The organism is Paenibacillus sp. FSL W8-0186 (genome assembly GCF_037969765.1).
Taxonomy (GTDB): Bacteria; Bacillota; Bacilli; order Paenibacillales; family Paenibacillaceae; genus Fontibacillus; species Fontibacillus woosongensis.
The window spans coordinates 3,421,950-3,448,170 of sequence record NZ_CP150207.1; the positions used below are offsets into that span (position 1 = coordinate 3,421,950).

At 51.8% G+C, this 26,221-nt stretch carries 30 protein-coding genes; 2 read left to right on the forward strand and 28 right to left on the reverse strand.

The annotated features are described in order from the left end of the window. Positions 1 to 52 precede the first annotated feature (52 nt). The 27 genes from MKX50_RS15485 to MKX50_RS15615 form a co-directional block, all read right to left on the reverse strand. Positions 53 to 922, reverse strand: coding sequence for a TlyA family RNA methyltransferase (locus tag MKX50_RS15485; protein WP_213590530.1), 870 nt, complete (start codon positions 920 to 922; stop codon positions 53 to 55). Positions 923 to 945: 23 nt separating this feature from the next. Continuing rightward, positions 946 to 2,853 (reverse strand): 1-deoxy-D-xylulose-5-phosphate synthase, encoded by a 1,908-nt coding sequence (dxs, locus tag MKX50_RS15490; protein ID WP_213590529.1) that lies wholly within the window; start codon positions 2,851 to 2,853, stop codon positions 946 to 948. 122 nt (positions 2,854 to 2,975) lie between these two features. Further along, the gene (locus MKX50_RS15495) at positions 2,976 to 3,878 is read right to left on the reverse strand and encodes a polyprenyl synthetase family protein (RefSeq protein ID WP_339160146.1); all 903 of its coding nucleotides are present in this window, start codon (positions 3,876 to 3,878) and stop codon (positions 2,976 to 2,978) included. Next, a complete protein-coding gene (gene xseB / locus MKX50_RS15500) occupies positions 3,871 to 4,158 on the reverse strand; it encodes an exodeoxyribonuclease VII small subunit (RefSeq protein WP_339160148.1) in 288 nt (95 codons plus the stop codon). The genes MKX50_RS15495 and xseB overlap by 8 nt, the downstream gene beginning before the upstream one ends. Next, positions 4,145 to 5,506, reverse strand: a complete 1,362-nt coding sequence (xseA, locus tag MKX50_RS15505; RefSeq protein WP_213590528.1) for an exodeoxyribonuclease VII large subunit — start codon at positions 5,504 to 5,506, stop codon at positions 4,145 to 4,147. Before xseA ends, xseB begins: the two co-directional genes overlap by 14 nt. A 34-nt stretch (positions 5,507 to 5,540) precedes the next feature. After that, the gene (gene folD / locus MKX50_RS15510; RefSeq protein WP_339157321.1) at positions 5,541 to 6,398 is read right to left on the reverse strand and encodes a bifunctional methylenetetrahydrofolate dehydrogenase/methenyltetrahydrofolate cyclohydrolase FolD; all 858 of its coding nucleotides are present in this window, start codon (positions 6,396 to 6,398) and stop codon (positions 5,541 to 5,543) included. A gap of 29 nt (positions 6,399 to 6,427) precedes the next feature. Then, positions 6,428 to 6,877, reverse strand: a complete 450-nt coding sequence (gene nusB / locus MKX50_RS15515; RefSeq protein ID WP_213590526.1) for a transcription antitermination factor NusB — start codon at positions 6,875 to 6,877, stop codon at positions 6,428 to 6,430. 182 nt (positions 6,878 to 7,059) lie between these two features. After that, positions 7,060 to 7,293, reverse strand: coding sequence for a DUF2273 domain-containing protein (locus MKX50_RS15520; RefSeq protein WP_155610200.1), 234 nt, complete (start codon positions 7,291 to 7,293; stop codon positions 7,060 to 7,062). 14 nt (positions 7,294 to 7,307) lie between these two features. Continuing rightward, complete coding sequence (amaP, locus tag MKX50_RS15525; protein WP_213590525.1) at positions 7,308 to 7,847, reverse strand: alkaline shock response membrane anchor protein AmaP; 540 nt, start codon at positions 7,845 to 7,847, stop codon at positions 7,308 to 7,310. Between the two features lie 69 nt (positions 7,848 to 7,916). Further along, positions 7,917 to 8,324: an Asp23/Gls24 family envelope stress response protein gene (locus MKX50_RS15530; protein WP_213590524.1), complete on the reverse strand. Its 408-nt coding sequence runs from the start codon at positions 8,322 to 8,324 to the stop codon at positions 7,917 to 7,919. A 112-nt stretch (positions 8,325 to 8,436) separates the two neighbouring features. Beyond that, the gene (gene accC, locus MKX50_RS15535) at positions 8,437 to 9,780 is read right to left on the reverse strand and encodes an acetyl-CoA carboxylase biotin carboxylase subunit (protein WP_339157322.1); all 1,344 of its coding nucleotides are present in this window, start codon (positions 9,778 to 9,780) and stop codon (positions 8,437 to 8,439) included. 63 nt (positions 9,781 to 9,843) lie between these two features. Beyond that, entirely contained in the window at positions 9,844 to 10,344 is a 501-nt protein-coding gene (gene accB, locus MKX50_RS15540; protein ID WP_213590522.1) for an acetyl-CoA carboxylase biotin carboxyl carrier protein, read from the reverse strand. A 169-nt stretch (positions 10,345 to 10,513) separates the two neighbouring features. After that, on the reverse strand, positions 10,514 to 11,296 hold the full coding sequence (locus MKX50_RS15545; protein WP_339157323.1) for a SpoIIIAH-like family protein: 783 nt from the start codon (positions 11,294 to 11,296) through the stop codon (positions 10,514 to 10,516). Positions 11,297 to 11,370: 74 nt separating this feature from the next. After that, complete coding sequence (gene spoIIIAG / locus MKX50_RS15550; RefSeq protein WP_213590520.1) at positions 11,371 to 12,015, reverse strand: stage III sporulation protein AG; 645 nt, start codon at positions 12,013 to 12,015, stop codon at positions 11,371 to 11,373. A gap of 14 nt (positions 12,016 to 12,029) precedes the next feature. Continuing rightward, positions 12,030 to 12,890, reverse strand: a complete 861-nt coding sequence (gene spoIIIAF, locus MKX50_RS15555) for a stage III sporulation protein AF (protein ID WP_244996394.1) — start codon at positions 12,888 to 12,890, stop codon at positions 12,030 to 12,032. Between the two features lie 24 nt (positions 12,891 to 12,914). After that, the gene (gene spoIIIAE / locus MKX50_RS15560) at positions 12,915 to 14,114 is read right to left on the reverse strand and encodes a stage III sporulation protein AE (RefSeq protein WP_339157324.1); all 1,200 of its coding nucleotides are present in this window, start codon (positions 14,112 to 14,114) and stop codon (positions 12,915 to 12,917) included. Between the two features lie 14 nt (positions 14,115 to 14,128). Next, a complete protein-coding gene (gene spoIIIAD / locus MKX50_RS15565) occupies positions 14,129 to 14,518 on the reverse strand; it encodes a stage III sporulation protein AD (RefSeq protein ID WP_213590517.1) in 390 nt (129 codons plus the stop codon). Positions 14,519 to 14,529: 11 nt separating this feature from the next. Further along, the gene (spoIIIAC, locus tag MKX50_RS15570) at positions 14,530 to 14,733 is read right to left on the reverse strand and encodes a stage III sporulation protein AC (protein WP_155610207.1); all 204 of its coding nucleotides are present in this window, start codon (positions 14,731 to 14,733) and stop codon (positions 14,530 to 14,532) included. Between the two features lie 64 nt (positions 14,734 to 14,797). Further along, positions 14,798 to 15,316 (reverse strand): stage III sporulation protein SpoIIIAB, encoded by a 519-nt coding sequence (spoIIIAB, locus tag MKX50_RS15575; RefSeq protein WP_155610208.1) that lies wholly within the window; start codon positions 15,314 to 15,316, stop codon positions 14,798 to 14,800. Beyond that, positions 15,309 to 16,310, reverse strand: coding sequence for a stage III sporulation protein AA (gene spoIIIAA / locus MKX50_RS15580; RefSeq protein WP_213590516.1), 1,002 nt, complete (start codon positions 16,308 to 16,310; stop codon positions 15,309 to 15,311). The genes spoIIIAB and spoIIIAA overlap by 8 nt, the downstream gene beginning before the upstream one ends. Positions 16,311 to 16,416: 106 nt before the next feature. Then, positions 16,417 to 16,683 (reverse strand): YqhV family protein, encoded by a 267-nt coding sequence (locus tag MKX50_RS15585; RefSeq protein ID WP_155610210.1) that lies wholly within the window; start codon positions 16,681 to 16,683, stop codon positions 16,417 to 16,419. A gap of 122 nt (positions 16,684 to 16,805) precedes the next feature. Continuing rightward, on the reverse strand, positions 16,806 to 19,238 hold the full coding sequence (locus MKX50_RS15590) for a glycogen/starch/alpha-glucan phosphorylase (RefSeq protein WP_339157325.1): 2,433 nt from the start codon (positions 19,236 to 19,238) through the stop codon (positions 16,806 to 16,808). A 206-nt stretch (positions 19,239 to 19,444) separates the two neighbouring features. After that, positions 19,445 to 20,698: an aspartate kinase gene (locus MKX50_RS15595; RefSeq protein ID WP_213590514.1), complete on the reverse strand. Its 1,254-nt coding sequence runs from the start codon at positions 20,696 to 20,698 to the stop codon at positions 19,445 to 19,447. Positions 20,699 to 20,977: 279 nt separating this feature from the next. Next, positions 20,978 to 21,535, reverse strand: a complete 558-nt coding sequence (gene efp, locus MKX50_RS15600) for an elongation factor P (RefSeq protein WP_213590513.1) — start codon at positions 21,533 to 21,535, stop codon at positions 20,978 to 20,980. A gap of 80 nt (positions 21,536 to 21,615) precedes the next feature. Next, complete coding sequence (locus tag MKX50_RS15605; RefSeq protein WP_339157326.1) at positions 21,616 to 22,692, reverse strand: Xaa-Pro peptidase family protein; 1,077 nt, start codon at positions 22,690 to 22,692, stop codon at positions 21,616 to 21,618. Between the two features lie 12 nt (positions 22,693 to 22,704). Further along, positions 22,705 to 23,148 carry a type II 3-dehydroquinate dehydratase gene (gene aroQ, locus MKX50_RS15610; protein WP_213590707.1) on the reverse strand — a complete coding sequence of 148 codons (444 nt, stop codon included), beginning with the start codon at positions 23,146 to 23,148 and terminating at the stop codon, positions 22,705 to 22,707. A 76-nt stretch (positions 23,149 to 23,224) separates the two neighbouring features. Continuing rightward, entirely contained in the window at positions 23,225 to 23,728 is a 504-nt protein-coding gene (locus MKX50_RS15615; RefSeq protein ID WP_339157327.1) for a YqhR family membrane protein, read from the reverse strand. Positions 23,729 to 23,887: 159 nt separating this feature from the next. On the opposite strand from MKX50_RS15615, the gene MKX50_RS15620 reads away from it, so the two are divergent. Next, positions 23,888 to 24,883 carry a DUF1385 domain-containing protein gene (locus tag MKX50_RS15620; RefSeq protein WP_213590510.1) on the forward strand — a complete coding sequence of 332 codons (996 nt, stop codon included), beginning with the start codon at positions 23,888 to 23,890 and terminating at the stop codon, positions 24,881 to 24,883. Positions 24,884 to 24,889: 6 nt separating this feature from the next. Then, entirely contained in the window at positions 24,890 to 25,213 is a 324-nt protein-coding gene (locus MKX50_RS15625; RefSeq protein WP_339157328.1) for a hypothetical protein, read from the forward strand. Here MKX50_RS15625 and MKX50_RS15630 read toward each other — a convergent pair. Continuing rightward, positions 25,210 to 26,181: a patatin-like phospholipase family protein gene (locus MKX50_RS15630; RefSeq protein ID WP_155610216.1), complete on the reverse strand. Its 972-nt coding sequence runs from the start codon at positions 26,179 to 26,181 to the stop codon at positions 25,210 to 25,212. The genes MKX50_RS15625 and MKX50_RS15630 overlap by 4 nt on opposite strands. Between the last annotated feature and the right edge of the window lie 40 nt (positions 26,182 to 26,221).

Below are 26,221 nucleotides of genomic sequence, written 5' to 3' on the forward strand. Positions count from 1 at the left end.
TTAACTTCACCTTGGCTCAGAACCCATTCCTTTGACAGCTCAAAAAAGCCCATCAATAAGATGGGCTTTTGGTCGTAAACGTATCCTTTGCTTCCTGCACGACACGTTGTGAGGTGTCGCGAATATGCTGCAATGCATCGGAAGTTTCTGCTCCAGCAAGCAGATCCCTCTCCTCAGGGGGCAGCAGCCTTAAATGGGCCAAAAATTCAATATTGCCTTCTCCGCCTGTAATCGGGGAGTAAGTCAACCCCTGCAGAACATATCCCAGCTCGGACGCAAAGCTGAGCACCGTCTCCAGCACCTCCTGGTGAACCTTTGCATCGCGTACGACGCCAGACTTGCCGACCTTCTCCCGTCCTGCTTCGAATTGCGGCTTGATCAATGCAACGATATCCGCAGGCCGCCCAAGCAGCGCGACAAGCGGGGGAAGAATAATCCGTAATGAAATAAAAGAGACGTCAATGCTTGCGAAATCAGGACTTGGTCCGTCCAAATCCTCCGGCGTCATATATCTGAAATTGGTCCGCTCCTTGACGTTGACGCGTTCATCGTTCCGCAGCGACCAATCCAGCTGGTTATAGCCAACATCAATCGCATATACGTAACTGGCGCCGTGCTGAAGGGCGCAATCCGTAAATCCGCCGGTCGACGAGCCGATATCGAGCATAACCCGTCCGTTCATATCGATCTGAAACAGCTTCAAGGCTTTCTCCAGCTTCAATCCCCCGCGGCTTACATACGGATGGATTGCTCCCTTGACCGTTAGCTTCGTATCTCTCGGTACTTTGGTGCCAGCCTTCTCGATCCGTTCCTGATTCCCGAATACGAGCCCTGCCATGATCGCGGTTTTGGCCTTTTCTCTGCTGTCGAAATAGCCCTGCTCGACCAACAAGACATCTATGCGTTCCTTGGACACAGACATAACATTCTCCTGACTCTGTCTTGTTAAGATGGTTTGACTTTCTTGCCGAAGCTGAACTGATGTTCTGCCCGGTACTGCTGAATTTGCTCCACGACAGCCTCGGCGGTCAGTCCAACCTCCCGCAGCTGCTCCTTGATGCTGCCATGCTCGATGAACCGGTCCGGAATGCCCATGAGAGACACGTCGGTGCCAGTGATTCCGTGCTCGGCATAGAATTCGAGCACCGCGCTTCCCAGGCTTCCAGCCTGACAAGCTTCCTCAAGCACGATCAGCTTCGTTCCGGCACCCGCCAGATTAAGCAGCATGCTGTTATCGAGGGGCTTCAGGAAGCGGGCATTTACCACACCGATACTAACGCCTTCCCGCTTCAGTATCTCGGCCGCTTCCTCGGCAACCTGCACCATGGGACCCGTGGCGACGATCGCAACTTGATCGCCTTCGCGGAGCTTCTCCCAGCTGCCGATCGGTATGGGCTTAAGCTCTTCATCCAAGGGAACCCCCGGAACGTTGACACGAGGGTAACGATACGCGATCGGACCATCGTTATATTCAAGCGCCGTCTTCATCATGTGGCGCAGTTCGTTCTCGTCCTTCGGCATCATCAGCACGATATTGGGAATGTGGCGCATAAATGCGATATCATATACGCCTTGATGCGTCTCGCCATCCGCACCGACAAAGCCGGCCCGGTCAATGGCGAACATAACATTTGCGTTATGGCGGCAAATATCATGGACGATCTGATCGTACGCCCGCTGCATGAAAGTGGAATACACCGCAAACACCGGCTTCATTCCCTCCATGGCAAGCGCCGCGCACATCGTAGCCGCATGCTGCTCGGCAATTCCGACATCGATCATCCGGTCCGGGAAGCGCTCGCCAAATTTCACCAGCCCGGAGCCGCCCGGCATCGCTGGCGTCACCGCCACGATCCGTTCATCCTGCTCCGCCAGCTCGATTAGCGTCCTGCCAAATACCTCGGTATACATCGGATTGCCGACGGCCTTGAGCACCTGGCCGGATTCGATCTTGTAAGGCGTGATTCCGTGCCATTTATGGGAGTCCTCTTCGGCGGGAGTATACCCCTTGCCTTTCGTGGTCAATACATGAACCAGCACCGGCCCGTTCACGTTATTAGCCTGGGTGAACGCCTCAATCAATCCCGCGAGGTCATGTCCGTCAACCGGTCCGAGATACGTAAATCCGAGCTCCTCGAACAGAACGCCGGATACCATTGCATATTTCAGGCTATCCTTCAGCCGCTCGACCGTTTTAGCCAGCTTGCCGCCAATCGCCGGTATTTTCTTCAGCAATTGCTCCACTTCGTCTTTAGCGCGCAAATAATTTTTATCAGATCTGATTTTCGTCAAATAATTATGCATCGCCCCGACGTTAGGTGCAATTGACATTTCATTGTCATTCAGAATAACCATTAAATCCTTCTGTTCATGGCCGATATGATTCAAGGCTTCAAAAGCCATGCCGCCCGTCAAGGCGCCATCGCCGATAATAGCGACAACTTTGTTGTCCCCGCCCTTTAAATCCCTGGCCAAGGCCATTCCCATAGCTGCTGAGAGCGATGTGCTGCTGTGACCAGCTTCCCATACGTCATGCTCGCTTTCGCAGCGTTTGACAAATCCGCACAATCCATTATGCTTGCGCAGTGTATCAAACCGGTCCATGCGGCCGGTGAGGATTTTATGGACATATGCTTGATGACCGACGTCAAAAATAAATTTGTCCCTAGGACTGTTATAGCAGTAATGCAGCGCGATAGTCAGCTCCACTACACCCAAATTGGACGCAAGATGTCCTCCTGTCACAGACAGCTTCTCGATAAGAAACTGGCGGATCTCGGCGGCTAACGGCGTCAATTGTTCGATTGGAAGTTGTTTCAAATCGTCGGGCTCATGAATTTGAGAGAGCAGCAAAGCGAATTCCCCGCTTCCTTCATTGGATTTCTCATGTTGCTAATTATAATGACACTAATTATAACATATGAATAACTTTTGTCGAAGTTATCCAAGCATACTGTCCCCTTGCAGCTCTTTCCTTAACGATCCCGGTGCATCAAATAATCGGCGATTCCCAACAGACGCTCAGGGCTAGGAACGAGTCCGTTTGAAACCGCTTCCCTCGCCTGCCTGGTCAGACGGTCCACTTCAGCCCGCGACTCTTCAAGACCGATAAAATAAGGATAGGTTACCTTCTGCTGTTTGAGATCGCTCTGCGTTTTCTTGCCGAGCTTGCTCTCGTCCCCGACTAGATCAAGAATATCGTCCTGGATTTGAAATGCGAGCCCGATCGCCCGGCCAAAAGTCTCTAGAGCTTGCAGCTGCTCGGCTGAAGCGGATGCGATGCGTCCTCCGGCCTTCAAACAGAAGACGATCAAATCACCGGTCTTATGCTCATGTATGTAGCGAAGCTGGTCGAGATCGGTCAGCCCCTGCTCCCCTTCCATATCAGCAGCCTGCCCCCCGACCATGCCGGAAGGCCCTGCATAACGGGCCAAATCCTCCACGATGGCCAGCGCGGCCTCGGCGGGAACGCCATGATGTTTGCTCGCCTGAACAACGCTGTAGAAGGCATGGGTCAATAAGGCATCACCCGCCAAAATCGCCATCGCTTCGCCAAACACCTTGTGATTTGTCGGCTTGCCGCGGCGAAAATCATCATCGTCCATCGCCGGGAGATCATCATGGATCAGCGAGTACGTATGCACCATTTCTACGGCGCAGGCGACGGGCAGAGCCGCATCGCGGCTTCCGTGTAGCGCCTCAGCCGCAGCGATGACCAGCAGCGGGCGAAGTCGCTTGCCGCCGGCCATCAGGGAATAGCTCATGGCTTCCTTCAGATTGTCCGGGAAACTCCATTCAGACGGAATCGTCTGCTGCAAATGAGAGGTCACAAGCGCTGAAATTTCCTCGATATAAGGAGAAATCGCCTGCTTATCCAACCGAATCACCGCTCTCTTCAGTCAATGGATCGAAGGGTTTCTTCACGATTTGTCCGTCGGCTTCCATGATCATTTCAATTTTCCGTTCAACCTGCGATAATTTACTGCCGCATAATTGCGATAATTGCATGCCTTTCTGAAACAGATCGATCGCCTTCTCCAATGGCACGTCGCCATGCTCCAGTTGGGACACGATATCCTCCAGTTCGTTCATCGCTTCCTCGAAGCTGTAGTCCTGCTCCTTAAGCTCCTTCAGATTCTGCTTCTCAGTCTCCAAGATCGTCACCTTCTCCCCTCATGCCCCAAACCTGGCAGTCCAGCTCGCCATCAGTAAGCTTGACCCTGACCAGATCTCCAGGCTCTACATCTTTCAGCGACTTGACTAAACGCCGCCCTTTCTCGTCGTATACAAGACTATATCCTCGAGCCATGACCTTCAGCGGGCTTAGAGCGTCGAGCTGCCTAATCCCGTAAGCAAGCGTCTGGCTTTTCTCCTTCAAAATGCCGTTCATCGCCGAGCGCAGCAGCCGGCTAGCCTCCTCATGACGCCGCTTCGTCAGCGCCAGCGTATCCTGCGGATGGTAGCGCAGCAGCCGCTGATGCAGCCGGGCATGCGCCGCGCCCGTCAGCTCCGCCTGCGCCCGCATGCGCCGCACGAGCCGCGCCTGCAGCATGTCCAGCCGCTCCGCGTGCTGGAGCAGGCTGCGCCGCGGCTGCCGCAGCGCCGGCGAGGCCGCCAGCCGCCGCAAGCGCTCCTGCGCCTGGCGGAGCTGGTGCTGCAAGCCCTGCTGCAGCACCCTCTCGCGCTGGCGCAGCTGCTCGCGCAGCTCGGCGGCATGCGGCACGGCGAGCTCGGCGGCGGCGGTGGGCGTGGCGGCGCGCAGGTCGGCCACGAAGTCGGCGATCGTAAAATCCGTCTCATGGCCTACGGCCGAGATGACGGGAATCGCCGATTCGTAGATGCTGCGCGCGACCGCCTCTTCGTTGAACGCCCACAGCTCCTCCAGCGAGCCGCCGCCCCGGCCGACGATCAGTACGTCGGCCTCGCCAAGCGCATTCATCGTCCGGATTGCCTTGACGATGGACGGCGCCGCGCCCTTGCCCTGCACAAGCACAGGGTGCAGAACGATCTTGGCCTGCGGATACCGCCGCTCCAGCGTCGTCAGAATGTCCCGTACGGCAGCGCCGGTCGGGGATGTGACAACGCCAATCACACGCGGAAACGCAGGCAATGGCCGCTTGCGCTGCGGCGCGAACAGCCCTTCGGCCTCCAGCTTCTGCTTCAGCTGCTCGAAGGCCAGATACAGGCTGCCGATGCCGTCGGGCTGCATTTGCGTCGCATAGAACTGGTACTGCCCGTCCCGCTCGTACACGGACACATTGCCCCGGGCAATGACGCGGGTTCCTTCACGCGGGATAAAGGGCAGCCGCTGATTATGCGAAGCAAACATGATGCTTTTGATCCGGCTGTCCTTATCTTTCAGCGTAAAATACATATGTCCGCTGGAATGGTGCGTAAAGTTCGATATTTCTCCGCGGATCCAAACCTCAGACAGCAGTGTGTCCGATTCCATCTTCATGCGGATATAGCGATTCAATTCTTTGATTGTATATATTTTTTGTTCCATGGGGCCTTACACTCCCCCCTTTATGGCTAACCAACTAGGCAAGGCCTTGAAGCCGCTTGGCTGCAATTAGCGTATTTTGCATCAGCATTGTAATTGTCATCGGGCCCACGCCGCCTGGTACAGGCGTAATCGGTCCGGATACTTCCTTCACGCTTTCGAAGTCCACGTCTCCGGCCAGTTTGCCGTTGTCGAGACGGTTCATTCCAACGTCAATCACAACCGCGCCAGGCTTCACGTACGAAGCATCCACAAAGTTGGCCCGGCCGATCGCCACAACGAGGATATCAGCCTGCTTCGTCAGTTCCTTCATGTTCGCCGTGCGCGAGTGACACATCGTCACCGTGGCATTCTCCCGCTGCAGCAGCAGGGATACCGGCTTGCCGACGATGTTGCTGCGGCCGATCACGACGGCATGCTTCCCGGACATCTCAATGCCGGTGCGCTTGATCAGTTCGATTACACCGGCAGGGGTGCAAGGCAGCAAGCTATCGTCGCCGATGACCAGATTGCCGACGTTGACCGGGTGGAAGCCGTCTACGTCCTTCTCTACCGCAATCGCATCGATCACTGCCTTCTCCTCAATATGCCCCGGTAGCGGAAGCTGCACAAGAATACCGTGGATATCGCTCTGTCCGTTCAGCTTGTCTACAAGTGCGAGCAGCTCCTCTTGGGTTGTGGAAGCAGACAGGCGATGAACCTCAGAGTAGAATCCGAGGTCATGGCATGCTTTCTCCTTATTGCGCACATATACTTGCGAAGCCGGGTCCTCGCCTACAAGAACGACGGCCAGACCAGGCTTGAACCCTTGGCTTGCCAGGCTTTCAACTTCTTTACGGATATTCCCTCTAATTTCCTCAGATACCTGTTTTCCGTTAATGATTGGTGCTGTCATAGACTTCTCCCCTTAACCTTATATATGATTTATTGTTGATTTTTCAATTTCTCCAGATCATGAATCATTTTGCCGAGCACACCGTTAACGAACTTTCCTGACTCCTCCACGCCAAAATGCTTGGCCAGCTCAATCGCTTCGTTTACAGCTACTTTGCCCGGTACGTCGTCGCGGAATACCATTTCGTAAACCGCTAGTCTCAATACCTGCCTGTCCACCTTGGACAATCGGCTAACCTGCCAGTTCTTCAAATAGTCGGCCAGCATCTCGTCGATGGCTGCTTTGCGCTCCCAAGTACCACTCACGAGCTCCAGTACGAAGGCCTTCGTCTGATCAACGTCGGACAATTCGACCATACTCTCGTTCTCACCGGCCGCTTCCGCTATGAGCATCGATACGGCCTCTTCGGCTCCGACCTCGTTCATTTCCATTTGGTACAAGCTCTGTATCGCAATTTCCCGTGCTAGTCTGCGTTTCATGTGCTTCCTCCTTAACCTCCATAAGAACAACGTTTATGCTTCCTACTACTTCATGATGAACCAAAATGCCGGTATTCTATTACACCGATTTCAAACAAAAAAAACCCGTGACATGCTCTCTCCACAAAAATGGGCAAGATAAAAACGCAGCTCTTTTTCCGGAAGACAGCATATCACAGGAATCATTTAAAAGGGCGCCAGCGCGCGTTCAACCAGTCCAGCAGCTCCTTCCAGGGAATGAGCGGACCTTGGTCGATATCCTTATATTTGCCGATCGTATAACCGACATACAGGAGAAGCGCACAAAATAACATGTTCCAAAATCCGAAAAACAGATAAATGGGAATTAGAAATATCGCGGCTGCCGTTCCCAGCAGGCGTCCCTTGTAATCCTCCCATATTTGCTTCCAATTCATTGGGATCTTCACCCCTATTCGACCCGGCTTTTGATCGCAGGTGACTGTACAACGTTAGCAACATACACCGATACGTATGAAACGGGAATACCCGTAATTTCTTCTACATGATCATGCACCTGCTTCTGCACTTCCCCCGTGAGCTCCGGAATGGAAGTCTCGCCGTCCACCAATGCGCGGACGATAATTTCCAGACCCGAGTCCGTGATGCGAATACGCGTCTTTACGTCACGAATGCCGCGTACCCGTGACGCCGCTTTTAAGGATAAATTCTCGATGGTCTCGACCGAAATTTGAATATCCCCGTACTCTGTCCTCTGGTCGATGGAAGGAAGCGAACCGCGGTCCCGCTTGATCGAAATATAGAAAAAGCGAATGCTTAGCAGAAACAGAAGAGCAGCCACGCTGATCGCAGCAATAATCCATGACCTGTTGTCATATTGCTTCAGCTCAACAGGCACAGCGTTTGTCACCAGGAGGATGGCGATGACAGAAATTATTCCGATGCTTAAGCTGTAAATAAACAGCAGCAGTCTGTCCAAAATTTTGGGCACGACGGATAGAGCCTCCTTAAATTATAGTAAACCCCTGACGGTGATCGTCGGGGGTTCTTAGCTTAATCTTTATTTCACCCTATGGCTCAGTTCCGTCTCTTCACTTTTCTCAGCCGCCTTAAAAATGACGTCGTGAATATGTACGTTAACTTCAACCACAGTCAGTCCGGTCATCGTTTCGATCGAACGCTTCACGTTGCGTTGAATTTCCGTAGCCACCTCCGGCAAGCGATTGCCGTATTCGACGATAACGGATACATCAACAGCCGCCTCGCGCTGGCCGACTTCAACCTTCACGCCTTTGGACAGATTCTTTCTGCCAAGCAGCTCGACAATGCCGCCTGCGAATCCGCCGCTCATGCCGGCAACGCCTTTCACTTCAACCGTAGCCAGCCCGGCGATCACTTCGATAACCTCGGGTGCAATTTGAATTTCTCCGATATCTGTGCGTTCAAATTCCGTAGGCAATGTACTCATTACTATCATCCACCTCTCAATAAGTTTGACGAAACCTCATGACAAAGAGGCTGGCCACTTATTATAAATACTATATCATTTCAGGATCATTATGACAAACGGCCGGCGAATTCTAAATCTCATTTTCTTCCAAAAACTTAATATCAAAATCGCCTCGGATAAACACCGGATGATCCAGCAGTTTTTGATGGAAAGGGATGGTCGTATGAATACCTTCGATCGCAAATTCAGCCAGGGCACGCTTCATTTTGGCAATGGCCTCCTCGCGGGTCGGAGCCCAGACGATCAGCTTGGCTATCATGGAATCGTAGTGCGGGGAAATGGTATATCCCGGATATGCGCCGCTGTCCACGCGAACTCCAGGTCCGCCCGGCGCCAGATAAAACCCGATCTTGCCCGGAGACGGCATAAAATTACGGGTAGGGTCCTCCGCATTGATCCGGCATTCGATCGACCAGCCGTTAATGACGACATCCTCCTGTTTGAAGGATAACGGATTGCCTTCGGCAACGGAGATCATTTCCTGGATCAAGTCAATGCCGGTAATCATTTCTGTGACCGGATGCTCTACCTGGATACGCGTGTTCATCTCCATGAAATAGAACTGGCCGTCGGGGCCTAACAGAAATTCCAGCGTCCCTGCCCCGGAATAGTTCACAGCAAGAGCTGCGCGCACAGCGGCCTCTCCCATTTCCTGTCGCTTCTCGGGCGTCAGCACTGGGCACGGGGCCTCTTCCACCAGCTTCTGGCGTCTGCGCTGTACTGAGCAATCACGTTCTCCCAAATGGACGGCATTGCCATGCTTGTCCGCAATAATCTGGATTTCAACGTGCTTCATGCCTGTTAAATATTTCTCCAAGTATACGCCGGCGTTGCCGAAAGCCTTTTGCGCTTCCTGCTGTGCCATCGTGATTTGCTGAATCAGCGACGCTTCGTCCTCAGCGAGGCGAATGCCTTTGCCGCCGCCTCCGGCTGTCGCCTTAATGATCACCGGATAACCGATATCACGCGCGACCATAACCGCTTCATCGAGGTCTTCGACCAGGCCGTCGGAGCCAGGGATAACCGGGACATTTGCGTTTTTCATTGTTTGCTTCGCCACAGACTTGTCGCCCATTTTTGTAATGGCTTCCGGAGAAGGGCCGATAAAGGTAATATTGCAGGAATCGCATATCTCCGCGAAATCCGCATTCTCGGCCAGGAAGCCGTAGCCCGGATGAATCGCGTCGCATTCTGTCAGCGTTGCTACGCTCATCAAGTTTGTAAAATTCAAGTAGCTGTCTTTGGACAAGGTCGGTCCAATGCAATAAGCTTCATCTGCAAGCCGGACATGGAGCGAATCCTTATCCGCTTCAGAATACACGGCTACAGTAGAAATGCCGAGTTCCCGGCAAGCGCGGATAATCCGCACGGCGATTTCACCGCGGTTTGCAATCAATACTTTTTGAAATTTCACTGATTTCCCATCCTCCTTGGAAAGCTAGATAAGACCTTCAATAAGGCCTCTTTTAACCGTAGCTTATTCCGGCTTCACCAAAAAGAGAGGCTGTCCATATTCCACGAGCTGCCCGTTCTCTACGAGAATATCGACGATCTCGCCCTTCACTTCCGCCTCCAGCTCGTTCATCAGCTTCATCGCTTCAATAATACAGACGGTCGTCTTTACGCCTACCTTGTCTCCTACGTTTACATAAGGATTTGCATCCGGGGAAGAAGCTCTATAGAATGTTCCAACCATCGGGGACACAATCTTATGTAGGTTAGCATCGGCAGCTGCGCTTTCCGCGCCCTGTGCTGCAGCCGGAACCTGAGCGTTATCCGCAGCGGCAGAGATTGCTTGTCCAGTTGCTGCAGCAACTTGCGGCAGACTAGGCACTACCGCCGGTTGAACATGCACAAGCTCGCTTTTGCCTGGCTTGCGAATACATAGCCTTGTACCTTCATTTTCGATTTCAAGCTCATGAACCGAGGTTTTATCCACCAGCTCAATCAGCTCTTTGATTTCATTCAATTTGAACATATTTTTTCTTCACTCCTTCAGCTTTTTCGCAAAGCTCGGGCCTTTTCGCATCATAACTTTATGTATTATATCACAATCGATCAAAATGGAAAGAGTCCAAGATTCCCTTGGACTCTCCGGCTCAATCGGCAAATGAATAATTTTAATGCGGGTAATCCAAGCAGGCGCACTATTGTGAAACGTACTGTACTTTGACTTTATCCTGGGATACGCCAAGCTCCTTGATCACCATATCGACGATGTTTACGGCATCTTTCACCTGAAGCTTTTCGCTGATCACGACGACCCGGTAGCTGTCATTATCTTCGGCCACGACCGCATTGGCATACTGCTGCTGGAGACGCTCCTCGATATCCATGATTTTAGCTTCCTTTTCTTCCAGTGCACTCAGCTGCTGCTGGGCCATCGTCGCTTCATCCAGCGTTTTCTTTTCGTCATTCATCGTTTGCAGGAGCTGCTCCTGCTTCTTCATGTTCTGCTCGGCGCGGTCCATCTGATAAGCAGTCAATGAATCTCTCGATAAAATTCCTTCCGACTCCAGCTTCTTGAGTACATCTTCATCTTTGGCGCTTTCGGAAGCAGTGTCCTTATCCGCCGGCTTCGGCTGGTCGGTCTTCGCCTTGTCGGCCGCCTCGCCGTTATTTGCCTCCATGCTCTGGGAAGCGTCTGTCCCTTCGTTGTCCTGAACGGTCTCATCCTTGCCGTCAAGGGCCTCCTTCGCAGCCTCATCCCCGGCAGTAACCTCGGAGACGATAATATCATCATCCGACAATGCGCTGCCTTCGACGATGGCTTCGTCATCTGCAGCCTGCTCCATCATCGTCACCTGTTTGCCATCCGTAGTTTTGGGCTTATTCATTCCTGTCTCTTCAGTAAACAAATAATAAGCCGAGAGAATAACCATCAAGCTGAGCATGGAGACGAGCCAAATTGTCTGTCTTTTCGATTTCATTGTTTTTCCTCCTAGAATCAAAGTTTTTGATTTTTGATATTTTAAATATTTTTAATATCGATGCCCTGCAGGATTTACTGCGATTGTTTTCTGGGGACGACGGAAATCCGGTAGGCAGGCACATTCAGACCCTTTTCGACCGCGTCAACGATCAGGTTTTTGACGGTCTTGTTTTCAGCACCCCTGGCCACAATGAGCACGCCGCGAACTTTCGGCTTGATCTTTTTGGTGATAATCGGCTTCTCGCTGCCGCTTTCTTCATTCGTGACGATCTGTCCATCGCGGGTGTACTGCGTAATATGGCGCTTCCCCCCATCCTTATCATTCTCCTCGGTCAGCTGCTGCGTGTCTTTTGTATTGCGGCCAATGATCAGTTCCTCCGTGGAATCGATCGTAACGAGAACGTCAACAGCGCCGACGCCAACGATCTTCTCCAGAATCTCTTTCGTTTTATTCTCCAGCGACAGCTCGATTGCATCGAAGCTGCCTTCCCCCCCGCCTTGGTCGGGCAGCGCGGACGTCAGCATCTCCTGCCCTGCGGGAGGTTCTCTCCCTGCACCGCCTGTATCAATCTGCTTCACATTAACGAAAGAATTAAACAGCATGATCGCTACGCCGATTAACCCAAGTATAATAAGCAGCCGATATGCGTTTACCTTCTTTTTCCCTTCCAAGCCGCTTCCGATCAGCGACTCCAGCTTCTTCCACCAATTCAGCATCAATATCCCCCTCGCTATTTCGCATTTTCCGGTAGTATGATATGTACGAGCTCTTTCGGGATTCCCCAGTCACGCGACAGCAATCCGGCAATTTGCCGGCTGAGTCCGCTTGAACCCGTTTCCTGAGAAACGCTTTCTCCATACAGGCCAGGCTCCTGACGATTCTCATTCCCAGTATGGATCCCTTCTCCGGTTGAACCGCTTATCAGAGTATCCTTCTCGTTATTTTTTGTGCCGGTATTGCTGGCTATATCGCTACCGCTGCTATCAGCTATGACGGGGATGCTGTCCTCGTCCCCCGGCTCCTTTTTCTGGGGCTTCACTTCAATACGCACAGGCTCCACTGGCGCTATAATAATCTGTGCAGAGTCATTCCGGCTGCTGCTGGCTTGATTCTCTATGGGGGAAGCCTCCTGTTCCTGCTCTACTTCCGCTATATACACTTCTATCGCTGAGATAGTGGGCTCCGCGTCGTTTTTGTCCGACTCCAGCCGGACCGCTACCCGCTGCACAGGCTGTCCGGTTTCCCGTTCGATTTGCTCCTTCATCCGGGCGGCCGCCTCCTCGCCAGCCCATTGCATCGCCTCCTGCTGCCTTTGCATTCTCATTTGCTCCCCCTGCCGCAATATTTCCTCGGTGCCTGCCGTTGGCATCTCCTCATTACCGCTATCGTCCATAAAGGCCATTTCCAGCCTCCGTTCTGCATCCGGGGCGAATAGGCGCATTACCGGGGAGATTAACGTCAGCAATATGAGCAGGCTAACTACAAGTTTCACGTATCTCTCCATTGAACGATTAGGAAGCAGCAGATCGATGAACGTCGCCAGAAGTACGACAAAAATAATCTCCTTCAGCCATTCCGCCAGCCAGGTCATCAAAAAATCACCACCACATCTCTTCTATCTCATCATCACCGTCACATTGCCTGCGGTTAACGTAATCGTGATGGCGAGGAAGAACATCAATCCTACTGCGGCAAGGGCAGCAAATACGTAGATCATGCTTTTGCCAATTGTCTCCAAGCAGGACACGATCGGCGTCTCGCCAAGCGGCTGCATTACCGCTGCCGACAAATTGTATATCAGCGCCAGCGTTAATATTTTTATGGCGGGAAAAGCGCACAAAAACAGCAGAATGATCACGCCAACGAGGCCGATCGAGTTTTTGACGAGCAGCGAGGCTGAAATCACAGTATCTGTAGCATCGGCAAAAACCTTGCCGACGACCGGAACGAAGTTCCCGGTCAAATACTTGGCTGCCCGCAGCGTCACACCGTCCGCTACCGAGCCGGTAATGCCTTTCACCGAAATGACACCGAGAAAGACGGTCAACATAACGCCGAGCAGAGTCATACTGATCGTACGCAGCAGATTGGCAAGCTGGGTCAGCTTGTACTTCTCTGACAAGGAGCTGACAATATGAAGGACAGCGGAGAAGAACAGCAGCGGAAATACGATCGTATGCACGACCGTACCCACGGTATGCACCATAAATACGACGAGAGGATGCGTGACAGAGACGGTGACCACATTGCCCATCGAAGCGAGCAGTGTAAACAGCAGCGGAACCATTGCCATCATGAAATCAATCATGCCGCGGATGGCCTCCGTAGCATATGAGATCGCCACATAAAAGCTGTTGATCGCCAAAATAAGAATGACCATATAACAAATCGCGTAGGCGACTTTACTGACTTGCTTGCGTTCAAAGGCAGATTGAAAGGTTTCCAGAATCGAGCTGAATACCGACAGCAGTACGATCGTCGCCAGAATATGGCCGTTGTACAGCACCTCATGCCACATATATTTCAACAGTCCAGTGAAGCCCGCTTTGACGCTAAATGAATCTCCATTCGGATCCTGGAGCAGCATATCCATGAAAGAGGGCATTTTCTGGTCCGGAAAAAAACCGCCATATTCCTTCATCAACTGCTGCCAATAGGTTTCCACCTGATCCGTAGGCAGCTCCTCCGCCTGCTTCTTCACCCATCCGTCACCAGTTTCCGCCGTAACAAGCGGCAGGGGGCATAACAGGAAGAGACTGAGGACGAGCATAAGCATCGAACGCTTGCGCCAATTGAATATCTTCTTTTTCATCATCTGTCCCCATTTCATTAAGCAGGCAGCATCCTCATGACCGTTTCGATAATGATGCTGATGATCGGAATGGCCAATACCATAATAAGTATTTTGCCGGCAAGCTCGATTTTGGACGCGATGCTCTCCTGCCCGGCATCCCTTACGATCTGGGCCCCGAATTCGGCAATGTAGGCAATTCCAATGATCTTCAGGATCGTCTTGAGGTAGATCATCTGCACACCGGAGGATTCGGCCAGCTGCTCCAGCACCTCGATGATTCCGCCGATTTTCCCTGCCAAATACATAAAGATCATGATGCCCGTGGCAACCGTGATGAGGAACGCAAACATCGGCTTCTGTTCCTTGATGGTGAGGATGAGTATGGTGGCGATCAATCCCAAGCCTACGATCTGGATTATTTCCACTGCCGTATCACCTACTGGAATAAAAAGATCGATTTGATTTCCTGAAAGAGATTGTCCAGCAATCGGATGACCATAAACAGCACGACGACGAACCCGATCACGGTCACCCAGTGTGCCATGTCCTCTTTGCCCATTTGCTTGAGCACCGTGTGTATCATGGCGATAATGATGCCAATGCCTGCAATTTGAAATATGGCATTCACTTCTATGTTCATTGTTCTGGCACCTCACGATCATTTTTGCAGCGACATTTCGTCGGCGATGAGAGGGTAGTCGCAATCAATAGAGCAGAATGACGATAAAAGCCCCGCCAAGCAATCCCAAGCTCCTGCACATCTTTTCATAACGGGCTTGTTCTTCGCGAGCCGTCTGCTCCTCGCTCTCCAATTGGCGGACGGCTGTCGCGATATGCCCCAGCTGATTCGCCCGGTCGCTTGTCCCTAAAGTGAAGCCAAGCTGATGCATAACCTCTTTCTCCGACGCCTTCATGGCGGTATGCTTCCATCCCGTCTCGATCGCCTGATGCAGACTTTGCTGAGCCGTCCAATTCAGCGGCGGGTTCATTCTCCGGGCTGCTTCCTCAAACAGAATCTTGATCGGCTCGCTGCTTTGATCCGCCATGCGCTGCATCGCTTCGGGCAGCGGCGTGAAGCCGTACATAATTTCCGTCTCCAGCCGTTTCAGCGCCAGGATGAGCCTTCTAATCTGGTTGGGACGGCTGGCATATTGCCCCGCCTTCACCAGACCAGCCAGTGTGGCGGCAAGAAGCACTATGGCTGCGCCGAACATTTTAACCATATCGTTCCCTGCCCTTCGCGCCGAGTCCTGAATGGTCAATTCCTCTCCGCTTGCCATCCCAGAGTCGATAGGCAATTCCGCCTTCACTGCGTCTGAGTACGGCATACATCTCGAAGAACGGCGGGTCAGTCAGCCTGGAAAGGGCAGGTCTGAGGGACAGCTCGTTTACATCGGAGCCATGCGCGGTGGCAATCACCTTCACTCCCGCATGCAAAGCCTCGGCAAGGGCATCCGCATCCTCGGGCCGGCCGATTTCATCAACGATGATCACATCCGGGGACATCGAGCGGAGCATCATCATGATGCCTTCCGCCTTGGGACAGCCGTCCATAATGTCGGTTCTAGGACCGACGTCAAAGCTGGGCACCCCCCGCTTGCTTCCGGCAATCTCCGAACGCTCGTCGATTATGCCGACTTTGAGACCTGGCCATTTTGCCTCCGGATGCCCCCAGGCTCCGCTGCTGATTCCCCTGGCCAGATCGCGAATCAATGTCGTCTTTCCCTGCTGAGGGGGTGACAGGATCAGCGTATGGTAGACAGTTCTGTGCTTGAAATCAAGGAGCTGGGGCAATATCCGGTCGCCGATGCCCAGCACTTCTCTAGCGATCCTAACATTGAACCCGCTGATGTCCCGTAAATGCTCAACCCTGCCTCCGCTCAGCACGGTTCTGCCGGCAAGTCCGATTCTATGGCCTCCAGCAATCGTAATAAAGCCTTTGCGAAGCTCTTCCTCCATCGTGTACAGCGAATGATTCGTTATTAAATCCAGGAGCCGGTTGCCGTCCTGCTTGCCTGGCTTATAAGCGGCGGCCGGATCGCCCGTTAGCCCGCCTTCCGGGGTCAGGTAATAATGCCGTCCGGCGGCGTTCACTTCCAGGGGCCGCCCCTCGCGGATGCGGATCTCCTCCAGGCCTGAGAACAATGCAGACGGCAGCTGAAGCAGCAAGGAACGGATTTGATCGGGAAATACAGATAGCCAGCTAGGGTTGCTCATCGTTTGTACCCCCAATAACTTCTGCTTAATTTGCAGAATTCTATGTCTTAGCTTGTGTCATATCTCATGTGTATGCCTGTACTTTGTCTTTATGACGGGAAATCTATCATTTCTTCAAAATGCCGATTAAGAGACACGAAATACCGCAGCATATCCAAATCAGCTTGCCCCACGACAGCTTATCTGCCATCCCGGCCAGTCCGATAGCCGTCGTTAACAGAAGCACCGTGGGCCCTACGAACGCAAGCATAGAGTTGACCGCAAGCGCTTTGTCCACGCGCCCCAGCTTCAGCATAATTAAGGCGGCAACGATTTCGATCGAGCCGGAAATCACCCGTATGGTCGCCATGCTGGTCACGAATTTGTCGAGCATAGCCGGATAACAACCCCCTTCTTGTCCATGTCTCTCTTACCATATGCCCGTTCATCTCTTTTTATTTGCAAAAAATAGAAGAAGACCCCCAAAATATATGGAGGCCTTGCGGATAAGACATGCTATTTTCTTCGCTGGAGAATCAAGGGCTCAATTTGCCAAATGCCAGTAGCGTACTGCTTAATCGTATGATCGCTGGAAAACTTGCCCGAGTGGGCGATATTAAGCGCAGATTTCTTCAGCCAGTCGCGGGCATTGCGGTATGCCAGATCGATTCGCAAATGAGCCTCCACATAGCTGGCGAAATCCTTCAGCACGAAAAATTCGTCCTGATGGTGCAGCACCGATTGGTAAATGGACTCGAAGTCTTGGCCTTCCGGACAGAAGCGGCCCGGATGGATCAACTGGTCCATCACTTCTTTTACACGCAAATCTACGTCGTAAATATGCCAAGGCGAGTATTCGCCGCTCTGGTTGTATTCCATAACCTGCTCTGCCCGCAAGCCGAACAGAAACATATTGTCATCGCCTAGCATTTCATGCATCTCCACGTTGGCTCCATCCAATGTTCCGACCGTCAAGGCTCCGTTCATCATAAATTTCATGTTCCCGGTCCCCGAAGCCTCTTTGCCTGCGGTCGAAATTTGTTCGCTGACATCGGCTGCCGGAATCAGCTTCTCGGCCAAAGACACCGAGTAATTCTCCAGGAAAACGACCTTCATTTTATCGCGGACCGTTCGATCCCGGTTCACCGTGTCCGCCACCGTATTGATCAATTTAATGATATTTTTCGCCAAATAATATCCAGGCGCGGCCTTGGCGCTGAACAGAAACGTCCGCGGGGTGATATCTGCCGAGGGATTATCCTTCAGCTGGTTATACAGATGCATCATATGCAGCACATTAAGCAGCTGACGCTTATAGGCATGCAATCGTTTCGCCTGAACGTCAAAAATCGAATCCGGGTCAATGCTGATGTGCAGCCTTTCCCGCACGTATTTCGCTAGCCGCAGCTTGTTTCCCCGCTTGATCTCGTGCAGATTGTCCTGAAAACCGCGATCCTCGGCATATTTGATTAGTCCGATCATTTCCCTGGGCTGCCTAATCCAGCGCGAGCCGATAGCTTCGGTAATGAGCCTCGCTAATGCCGGGTTGGCGTGCATAAGCCAGCGCCGATGAGAAATCCCGTTCGTCTTGTTGTTGAACCTCTCCGGATACAGCTCGTAGAATGCCTTCATTTCGCGTTTTTTTAATATTTCAGTATGAAGGGCAGCTACGCCGTTTACACTATAGCTGCCAGCGATGGCTAAATTGGCCATCCGGATTTGATCTCCATACACGATGGCCAGCTGAGAAATCCGGTTCTGATCCCCCGGATAACGCTCCAGGAGCTCCGCGCAAAAGCGTTTGTTCATTTCCTCGATGATCATATAAATGCGCGGCAGCAATTGTTTTACCATGACAGCGGGCCATTTCTCCAGCGCTTCGCTTAATGTCGTATGGTTGGTATAGGAGACCGCCCGGCGCGTAATTTGCCACGCCTCTTCCCAGGAGCAGCTCCTTTCGTCCATCAGAATCCGCATGAGCTCCGGTATCACCAGCGTAGGATGCGTATCGTTGATATGTATCGCCGCTTTGTCCGGCAGGCATTCGATTGGAAGCTCCAGCTTGTCGAACGTCCTTAGGATGCTCTGCAGGCCTGCAGAGCATAAAAAATACTGCTGCTTCAGCCTTAGCAGCTTGCCTTCAAATTCGGAATCATCGGGATAGAGAAATTCGGAAACGGACTCGACCGAGCGATAGTAGTTCAAATAATTATAGTAGCTGCCGTTATTGGGTTTAATGGGTGTTTTTGCCGGCCGGGCGCTCCAGAGGCGCAGCGTATTGACATGGCTTGAGCCGCTGCCGATGACCGGGATGTCATACGGAATGGCCCAAATGCTCTCGTAGCCTGCCAGCTCAAAATGCAGACGGCCGTCTCTCTCCGTCATTTGAACCTCGCCGCCGAAGCGCACCTCCACCTTCTTGTCTTCCCGGCACACCTCCCACACATTCCCTCGCTGCAGCCAGTAGTCCGGCAGTTCTACCTGGTGTCCGTCGACGATTTTTTGCTCGAATAGGCCGTATCGGTACCGAATCCCGCAACCATGCCCGGGCAGCTGCTGCGCAGCCAACGAGTCGAGGAAACAGGCCGCTAGCCGCCCAAGCCCCCCATTGCCCAGCCCCGGATCGCTCTCCTCCTCCTCGGCTGAGTCCAAATCGAAGCCCAGCTCTTGGAGTCCGTCACGCACAAGCTCCAGTACACCCAGGCTCAGCAAATTGTTCCCCAGCTGCCTTCCGATGAGGAACTCCATAGAAAAGTAATACACCTGCTTGGCTTTGGCCGCTTTCAGCCTCTGGTTCGTATTCGCCCAATCCTCACCTATTCTTTCCCGGATCATCATGCCCAAAATACGATATACATCCGCATCGGTCGCCTGAGAGACAGGCTTCCCCAACTGCATCACCAGCTCTTTCTTAAACGCTTCCTTGAAGTTCTCTTTAGTATCAAACACGCTAATGGTCCTCCCTATTCGGCTTTTCCTTGGGTAGGCATGAATAAACCTATACCTTAATACCTTATGTTTAAACTTGCGGGAGCGATAAAATAACAAAAATCAATAATTTAAACCTAAAAAAACTAAAGACCGTCTCATCTGCAATGAATTCACTGCAGAGAAACGGTCTTCTTATTTAGTAGTTCAATAGGAATCAAACCGGGTTAGCGGCGCTCCTGCGGTCCACCGACGAACACTTGGCTTTCGGTGTCCAGGCCATAAGCGGTGTGCAATGCTTTGACCACCTCATTGAGCTTCGTACCCTCGATAACGCAGGATACTTTAATTTCCGAGGTGCTCACCATCTTGATATTAACGTCCTGCTTGGAAATGACATCGAACATTTTCGCCGCCACGCCTGGATGGCTAACCATGCCGGCCCCGACGATCGACACCTTGACCAATCCCTCTTCCGAAGTAACCTCATCGAATGGAAGGCTGCCGCGAATTCCGTTAATGACATGCAGCGCCTTCTCCAAATCTGTCAAAGATACGGTGAAGGAGAAATCCGCCTTGCCGTTCTGCACGCCGCTTTGTACGATAATGTCTACATCGATTTTTGCTTCAGCCAAAGAACCGAACACCTGGGCTAAAACTCCTGGAATATGGGATACGCCCAAAATGCTAATTCTTGCTACATTTTTATCGTAAGCTATTCCGCTGACTACTACGCCTTGCTCCATTGTCACTTCCTCCTTAACAACCGTACCCTCATTATGATTAAAGCTTGAACGAACGACGAGACGAACATGATTATGCTTCGCATACTCTACTGCGCGCGGGTGAAGCACGGCAGCTCCCAGGTTGGCCAGCTCCAGCATTTCGTCATAGGATATTTCCTTCAGCTTGCGGGCATTCTTGACGATCCGCGGGTCCGTAGAGTAGATTCCATCTACGTCTGTATAAATTTCACAGTAATCGGCGGAAATGGCCGCTGCCAAGGCGACCGCTGTCGTATCCGAGCCGCCGCGCCCGAACGTCGTAATCTCCCCGTCCTCGCTAATCCCTTGGAATCCTGCAACGACGACGATGTTTCCTTCATCCAGCGCTGCTTGCACTCGCTGCGGCTGAATATCGGTAATACGGGCTCTGGAATGCTCTTTATCCGTACGGAAACCAGCCTGCCAGCCGGTAAATGACACAGCCTTGCGGCCTAGCGCATGAATCGCGATCGATAGCAGTGAAATCGAAATCTGCTCACCGGTCGTCATCAGCATATCCATTTCACGCAAAGGCGGCTCCTTGCTGAGCTGCTTCGCCTGATCAATTAAATCATCCGTCGTATCTCCCATGGCGGACACCACCACAACGACCTGATGCCCCTCATCCTGCTTCTCGGCGATGCGCCGGGCTACGCGCTGCATCCGTTCCGTATCACCGACAGAACTTCCCCCAAACTTCATCACAAATAAAGCCAAATCAGACCCTCCCAAAAAAGTAAACTCTCCTATCCAAAAAGCACAGTACGGCTATGAATATACGATAAATCCGAATAGAATCGCTATCGCCGCAAATTCAAGCAGTAACGCTTTAAACCAGTATAATACGAAAGAGCTGAATTAATCCATTGCTTTTCGCGGCAATATGCGAAGTTTTCGTCATATTTTCCCGATCCAAATGAATCCAAAAAAATTCCTCCACCCGAAAATGAGTGGAGGACGACGCTGCCTTCTGCAAGGCATGCATGTAGCGTGAACTTACGCGCGGGAAATGTACTTGCCTTCACGAGTATCAATCAGAAGGACATCATCCTGATTAATGAACAGGGGAACCTGCACGTTAAGTCCAGTTTCCAGCTTGGCGTTCTTCGTAGCGCCAGTAGCCGTGTTCCCTTTAATGCCTGGCTCGGATTCCACTACGCGCAGCTCTACGCTGTTCGGCAAATTGATTCCGAGAATTTCGCCCTGGTAGCTAACGATTTTTACGTTCATATTTTCCTTCAGGAAATTCAGTTCCCATTCCAATTGTTCCGAGGACAATGTAAATTGATCATACGTCTCATTATCCATGAAAGTATGGTCTTGTCCACTAGCGTACAAATATTGAACATCGCGGTTCTCAATCATCGCTCTGCTCACGTTCTCACCGGCACGGAAAGTCTTTTCGACCGTATTCCCGTTACGGAGATTTTTCAGTTTAGAGCGTACGAATGCAGCCCCTTTACCCGGCTTTACGTGCTGGAACTCCAGTACCGTATAAATGTCACCTTCGAATTCGATGGTCAGGCCTGTTTTAAAATCGTTAACTGAAATCACAAATAGAACCTCCTATAGGATCAAATGAGTTGCATAACTACTATATGATAATATAAATTACCCCATATTAAAGCCGTTCATTAACAATCAATGACGGTAAATTCCTTGCTCGATTCTGTCAGCCTGCGGCAGCCGCCTTCCGTAATGACGACATCGTCTTCAATCCGGACCCCGCCGAAGCCCGGTATATAAATCCCCGGTTCGACAGCAACGACCATTCCCGGCTGAAGGATATCGTCGCTCAGCTTGGACAGGCGCGGGGCTTCATGCACTTCCATCCCCAGCCCATGGCCGGTGCTATGGCCGAACTGCTCGCCGTAGCCGTAGCGTACAATAATGTCACGCGCCAAGGCATCCGCTTCACGTCCGGTCATGCCTGGACGAAGATGCGCCAGCGTATGCAGCTGCGCTTCCAGTACGATATCGTAAATCTCGCGATGCTTGGGAGCAGGCTTGCCGAGCACTACCGTCCGTGTAATGTCCGAGCAATAGCTGTTCAGCAGCGCTCCGAAATCCATTTTGACGAATTCATCACTGCGCAATACGCGATCGCTGGCTACCCCATGCGGCAGAGCCGAACGCTCGCCCGAAGCCACAATCGTATCGAAGCTGCTTGAAGTTGCGCCGTTCCTGCGCATGAAAATTTCGATCTCCAGCGCCATTTCCCGCTCTGTTACGCCCGGACGCAGCACCTTCAGCATATGCATATACGTCTGATCAGCCAATTCCGCAGCCTGTTTCATCAGCGCCAGCTCATGATCATCCTTGTAAATGCGCAGACCTTCAACCAGGCCAGCCGAAGGAACCAGTTTGACCGGCTGCAGTTCCTGCTCATAAGCCCGGTAGGTGGAGAACACGACGTTCTCTTCTTCAAACCCTAGCTCGCTGATCTTCTGTCCGGCCAGCAGTTCCTTCAGCGTCTTCGCCACGGACGAGCCATGCTCCACGATTTCAAAGCCAGCGGCTTGATCGGCTGCCTGTGTCATGTAACGAAAATCCGTTAACAAATAAGACTTGTCCAGCGTAATCAGCACGTAGCCGGACGAGCCGGTAAATCCCGTCAAGTATTGCCGATTGACGTCTCCGGTAATCCATAGCGCATCCAAGCTCTTCAGCTTCATGGCTTCCCGAAGGCGGCTTACTCTAGAATTCGCCATTATATGCTCTCCTTATTTCCGACTTTCCAGATACCGCACGAGCGCCATTAATCCCAGCTCATAGCTGTATGAGCCAAAGCCGGCGATTTGCCCAATCGCCAAGGCGGCGGTAACCGATGTATGACGGAATGATTCACGGGCATGAATATTCGACATATGCACTTCCACAAAAGGGATATTCACCGCTGCAAAAGCGTCGCGGAGCGCATAGCTATAGTGCGTCCATGCCCCCGGATTGATCAAAATTCCATCGATGCTGCCGAAAGCCGCATGAATTTTATCAATCAGGTATCCCTCATGATTGGTTTGATAACATTCAATCGCCAAACCCTGCTGCTCGCCCAGCTTCAAGAGCTTGTCCTCAATGTCGCGAAGCCCTTCAGAACCGTAAACGCCAGGCTCGCGTATGCCGAGCATGTTTAAATTCGGTCCGTTCAATACCAGGATACGGTACATCATGCCACACCCTTCCTGCAAAATAACCAAAAGTAATTTTAACATAGGTGTGAGGGAAAAGAGAAGCCTTTTATACTTATTGCAGCGCTTTTTGCGGTTCTCTGCGGCGTTCATCTGTAAATTCCATCGCGGCCGTATAACCGATGAATAGTCCCCATAGCAAATACAAGCAAAATTCGCTGATCAGCGTATCCACCGGAAGCGCAGTGACCTTCTTGGTCATGCCAAACATCGGCCCCAGAACAAGAAAGATCACCAGCCACCAGACAATACCGTAAATGATCCCGGGGTAAGGCCCCTTCAGTCGCCGCAAAAATATTGTATACAGCATTGCAGCAACGATCGAGAACAAAATGAAGAACAGCCACCCGACATAATAACCTACCTGCGTTTTTAGAAACGGGGTCTTGAAAAAGGGCTCCGCCAAATACCCCGGCACAATATCGGTAAGTCTGAAAAAATACAACAACCCCCTCGCTCCTCCCCAGATTAGCCCGGCAAAAAAACCAAGCTGCAAGCCGAACGTCCATATATTCGTTCTGTTGTTGCTTTGACTTCCTTGCTGCCGTTGATTCGACATTCGCGCATCCCTTCCTTTCCTGCTCTATCCAAGGCTTCCATTCGTCGTTTTAGTATGCGCATTTCCAAAAAGACTAAACAAACTAGAATTTGATTCCTATATTCGATACAATGGAATTATTCTTAGCGACAACGATATTAATTAGGGAAGGTGAAATATTTGCCGAAGGATTCCAAACCGAATATATATGGCGGCCAAGCCGTAATAGAAGGAGTCATGTTTGGCGGAAAGCATGTCAATGTCACTGCAGTCCGCCGCAAGAGCGGAGAAATTACTTTTTTAGAGGTTCCTAAAGAGGACAAGTCTTGGGTCAAGCGGCTGCGTAAAATCCCGTTGATCCGCGGCATAGTGAGCATTATCGATTCCAGCGCCAAGGGCTCGAAGCATTTGAACTATTCCGCCGAAGCCATGGCCGATGACGAGACGGAGCCAGAAGAACGGGCCAAGCAGAAGGAGAAGGAATCATCCGGCTTCTCTTTGACGATGATTGTAGGCGTGGCGATCGCCGGCGTTCTGTCCTTCCTGTTCGGCAAAGTCGTGTTTACCCTGGTTCCGGCCGTCGTAGAGGAGTTTTTGTTCGAAAACGCCTTCGACAACCGGGTGCTGCATACGCTGGTCGAAGGGGCCATTAAGATCATACTCCTCTTGGTTTATTTATGGGCTATCTCGCAAACCCCGGTAATCAAGAGACTGTTCCAATATCACGGCGCCGAGCATAAAGTAATAACAGCATACGAGCACGGGGAAGAACTGACGGTTCAGAACGTGCAGAAATACAGCCGGCTCCATTATCGCTGCGGCAGCAGCTTCATTATTCTGACCGTCATCGTCGGTGTAATCATTTACTCTTTGTTCCACTGGGACAATGTCTGGGAGCGCATGTACATCAGATTGCTGCTTCTGCCGCTGGTTATCGGCGTATCCTTTGAACTTCTGCGCCTGACCAACGCCGTTCGCGATATTCCCGTACTGCGGTTTCTGGGTTATCCGGGTCTGTGGCTTCAACTGCTGACGACGAAAGAGCCCAAGGACGACCAAGTGGAGGTATCGATCGCTTCCTTTAACCGGATGCGAGAGCTTGACGCACAATATGAACGGGAGGGCGTCCTTGAACAGCCTGCCCCTAATACTGCCTTTGATCCCGTGAAAGGATGATAAGCGATGAAAAAGCAGGCCATTCTATTTTGGAGTATGATCGGACTTGCTGCATTTGGTGTAATTAACGCGTTATTCGGAAATGGTCATATCAATTGGAGCAGCTTGCTGATTCCGGCCATCCTGGTAGGGGCCGTAGTCTGGCTCTACAAATTCCCGCCCCGCAAGTACAGGGCAAAGCATCCTAAAGTGAAACCTTCAGCCCGAACGATGGCCAAACTGGCTGCCGAGCAGCGCCAGTCCAGCGGGCAAAAGCGCAAGCATTATCCGTTCCAGGTCATCGAGGGGAATAAAGGGAAAAATGACGAGGATATTCCGAGATACCACTAAGTCTTTAAATTTGCCTGCTGATACTTTATGAACTGTTCTTCGTAGTATTGGGTGTTCCATTCGTCGAAGAATAGGTTGCCGGATTGGAGCCCGGATTCATAAAGCAGCAGGCTTTCTTCTTTACTGATATCGAATTGGGTTGTACCGATGCCAAGCGTCGGTATTTTTATTGTCCGGTAACGGTTTGACTGCTCAATGTATCTCTCGTCATGCGCGGAGAGCATCGTTTCGACGAGCGCTTGCAGCATCGTGAATGGACCCCTGATCATATGGGGCTGGTTGGAGTTCTTCCCGACCATCTGGAAGCCTACCGTCGGGATCATCTTCTCGCGGGGTTTGCAGCTGTCATCGTCGAACAGCCATAACGGAAAATTGCTCAGCAGTCCGCCGTCAACGATATGCAGAAACTGATCGGCAAAAGGTTTGCCCGTGGACAGCCGCGGCGGCAGCCGCAGCAGCACCGGATCAAAAAAGTAAGGGATGCTGCAGCTCATCCGCACCGCCCGGGCAACTTCGAACTTGTGCGGTGTAATCCCCAGCTTCTGAAGATCGTCGGGTAAAATTAAAATTCTGCCGCTTGTGATGTCGGAGGCGATGATCGTCAATTTGCCCTTCGGCAAGTCTCCAAACGTTCGGATGCCTTTATCCTTTAAGAGCATCCGTATCCAATTCTCCAAAGATTCCCCCGAGTATAGCCCTTTCTTCAACAGGACCCGCAGCGCCGGCCCTACGAGCCGTACATTAAAAATCCGCGACCTCTTCAGAAATTCCAGAAATGAAGTGCCCATGATGACATCCTTCATTTCCTCCGCGGAGTAGCCAGCGGAAATTAATGCCGCTACGATAGAGCCGGATGAAGTACCCGCAACCCGGTGAAATACCGCCCCGTACCGTTCAGCCGCCCTGACGGCTCCCGCCAGGGATATCCCTTTGACCCCTCCGCCCTCGAATACGCCGTTTATCAGCATAAACAATAGCCCCCATTCCATACACGTCTACTGCTTATGT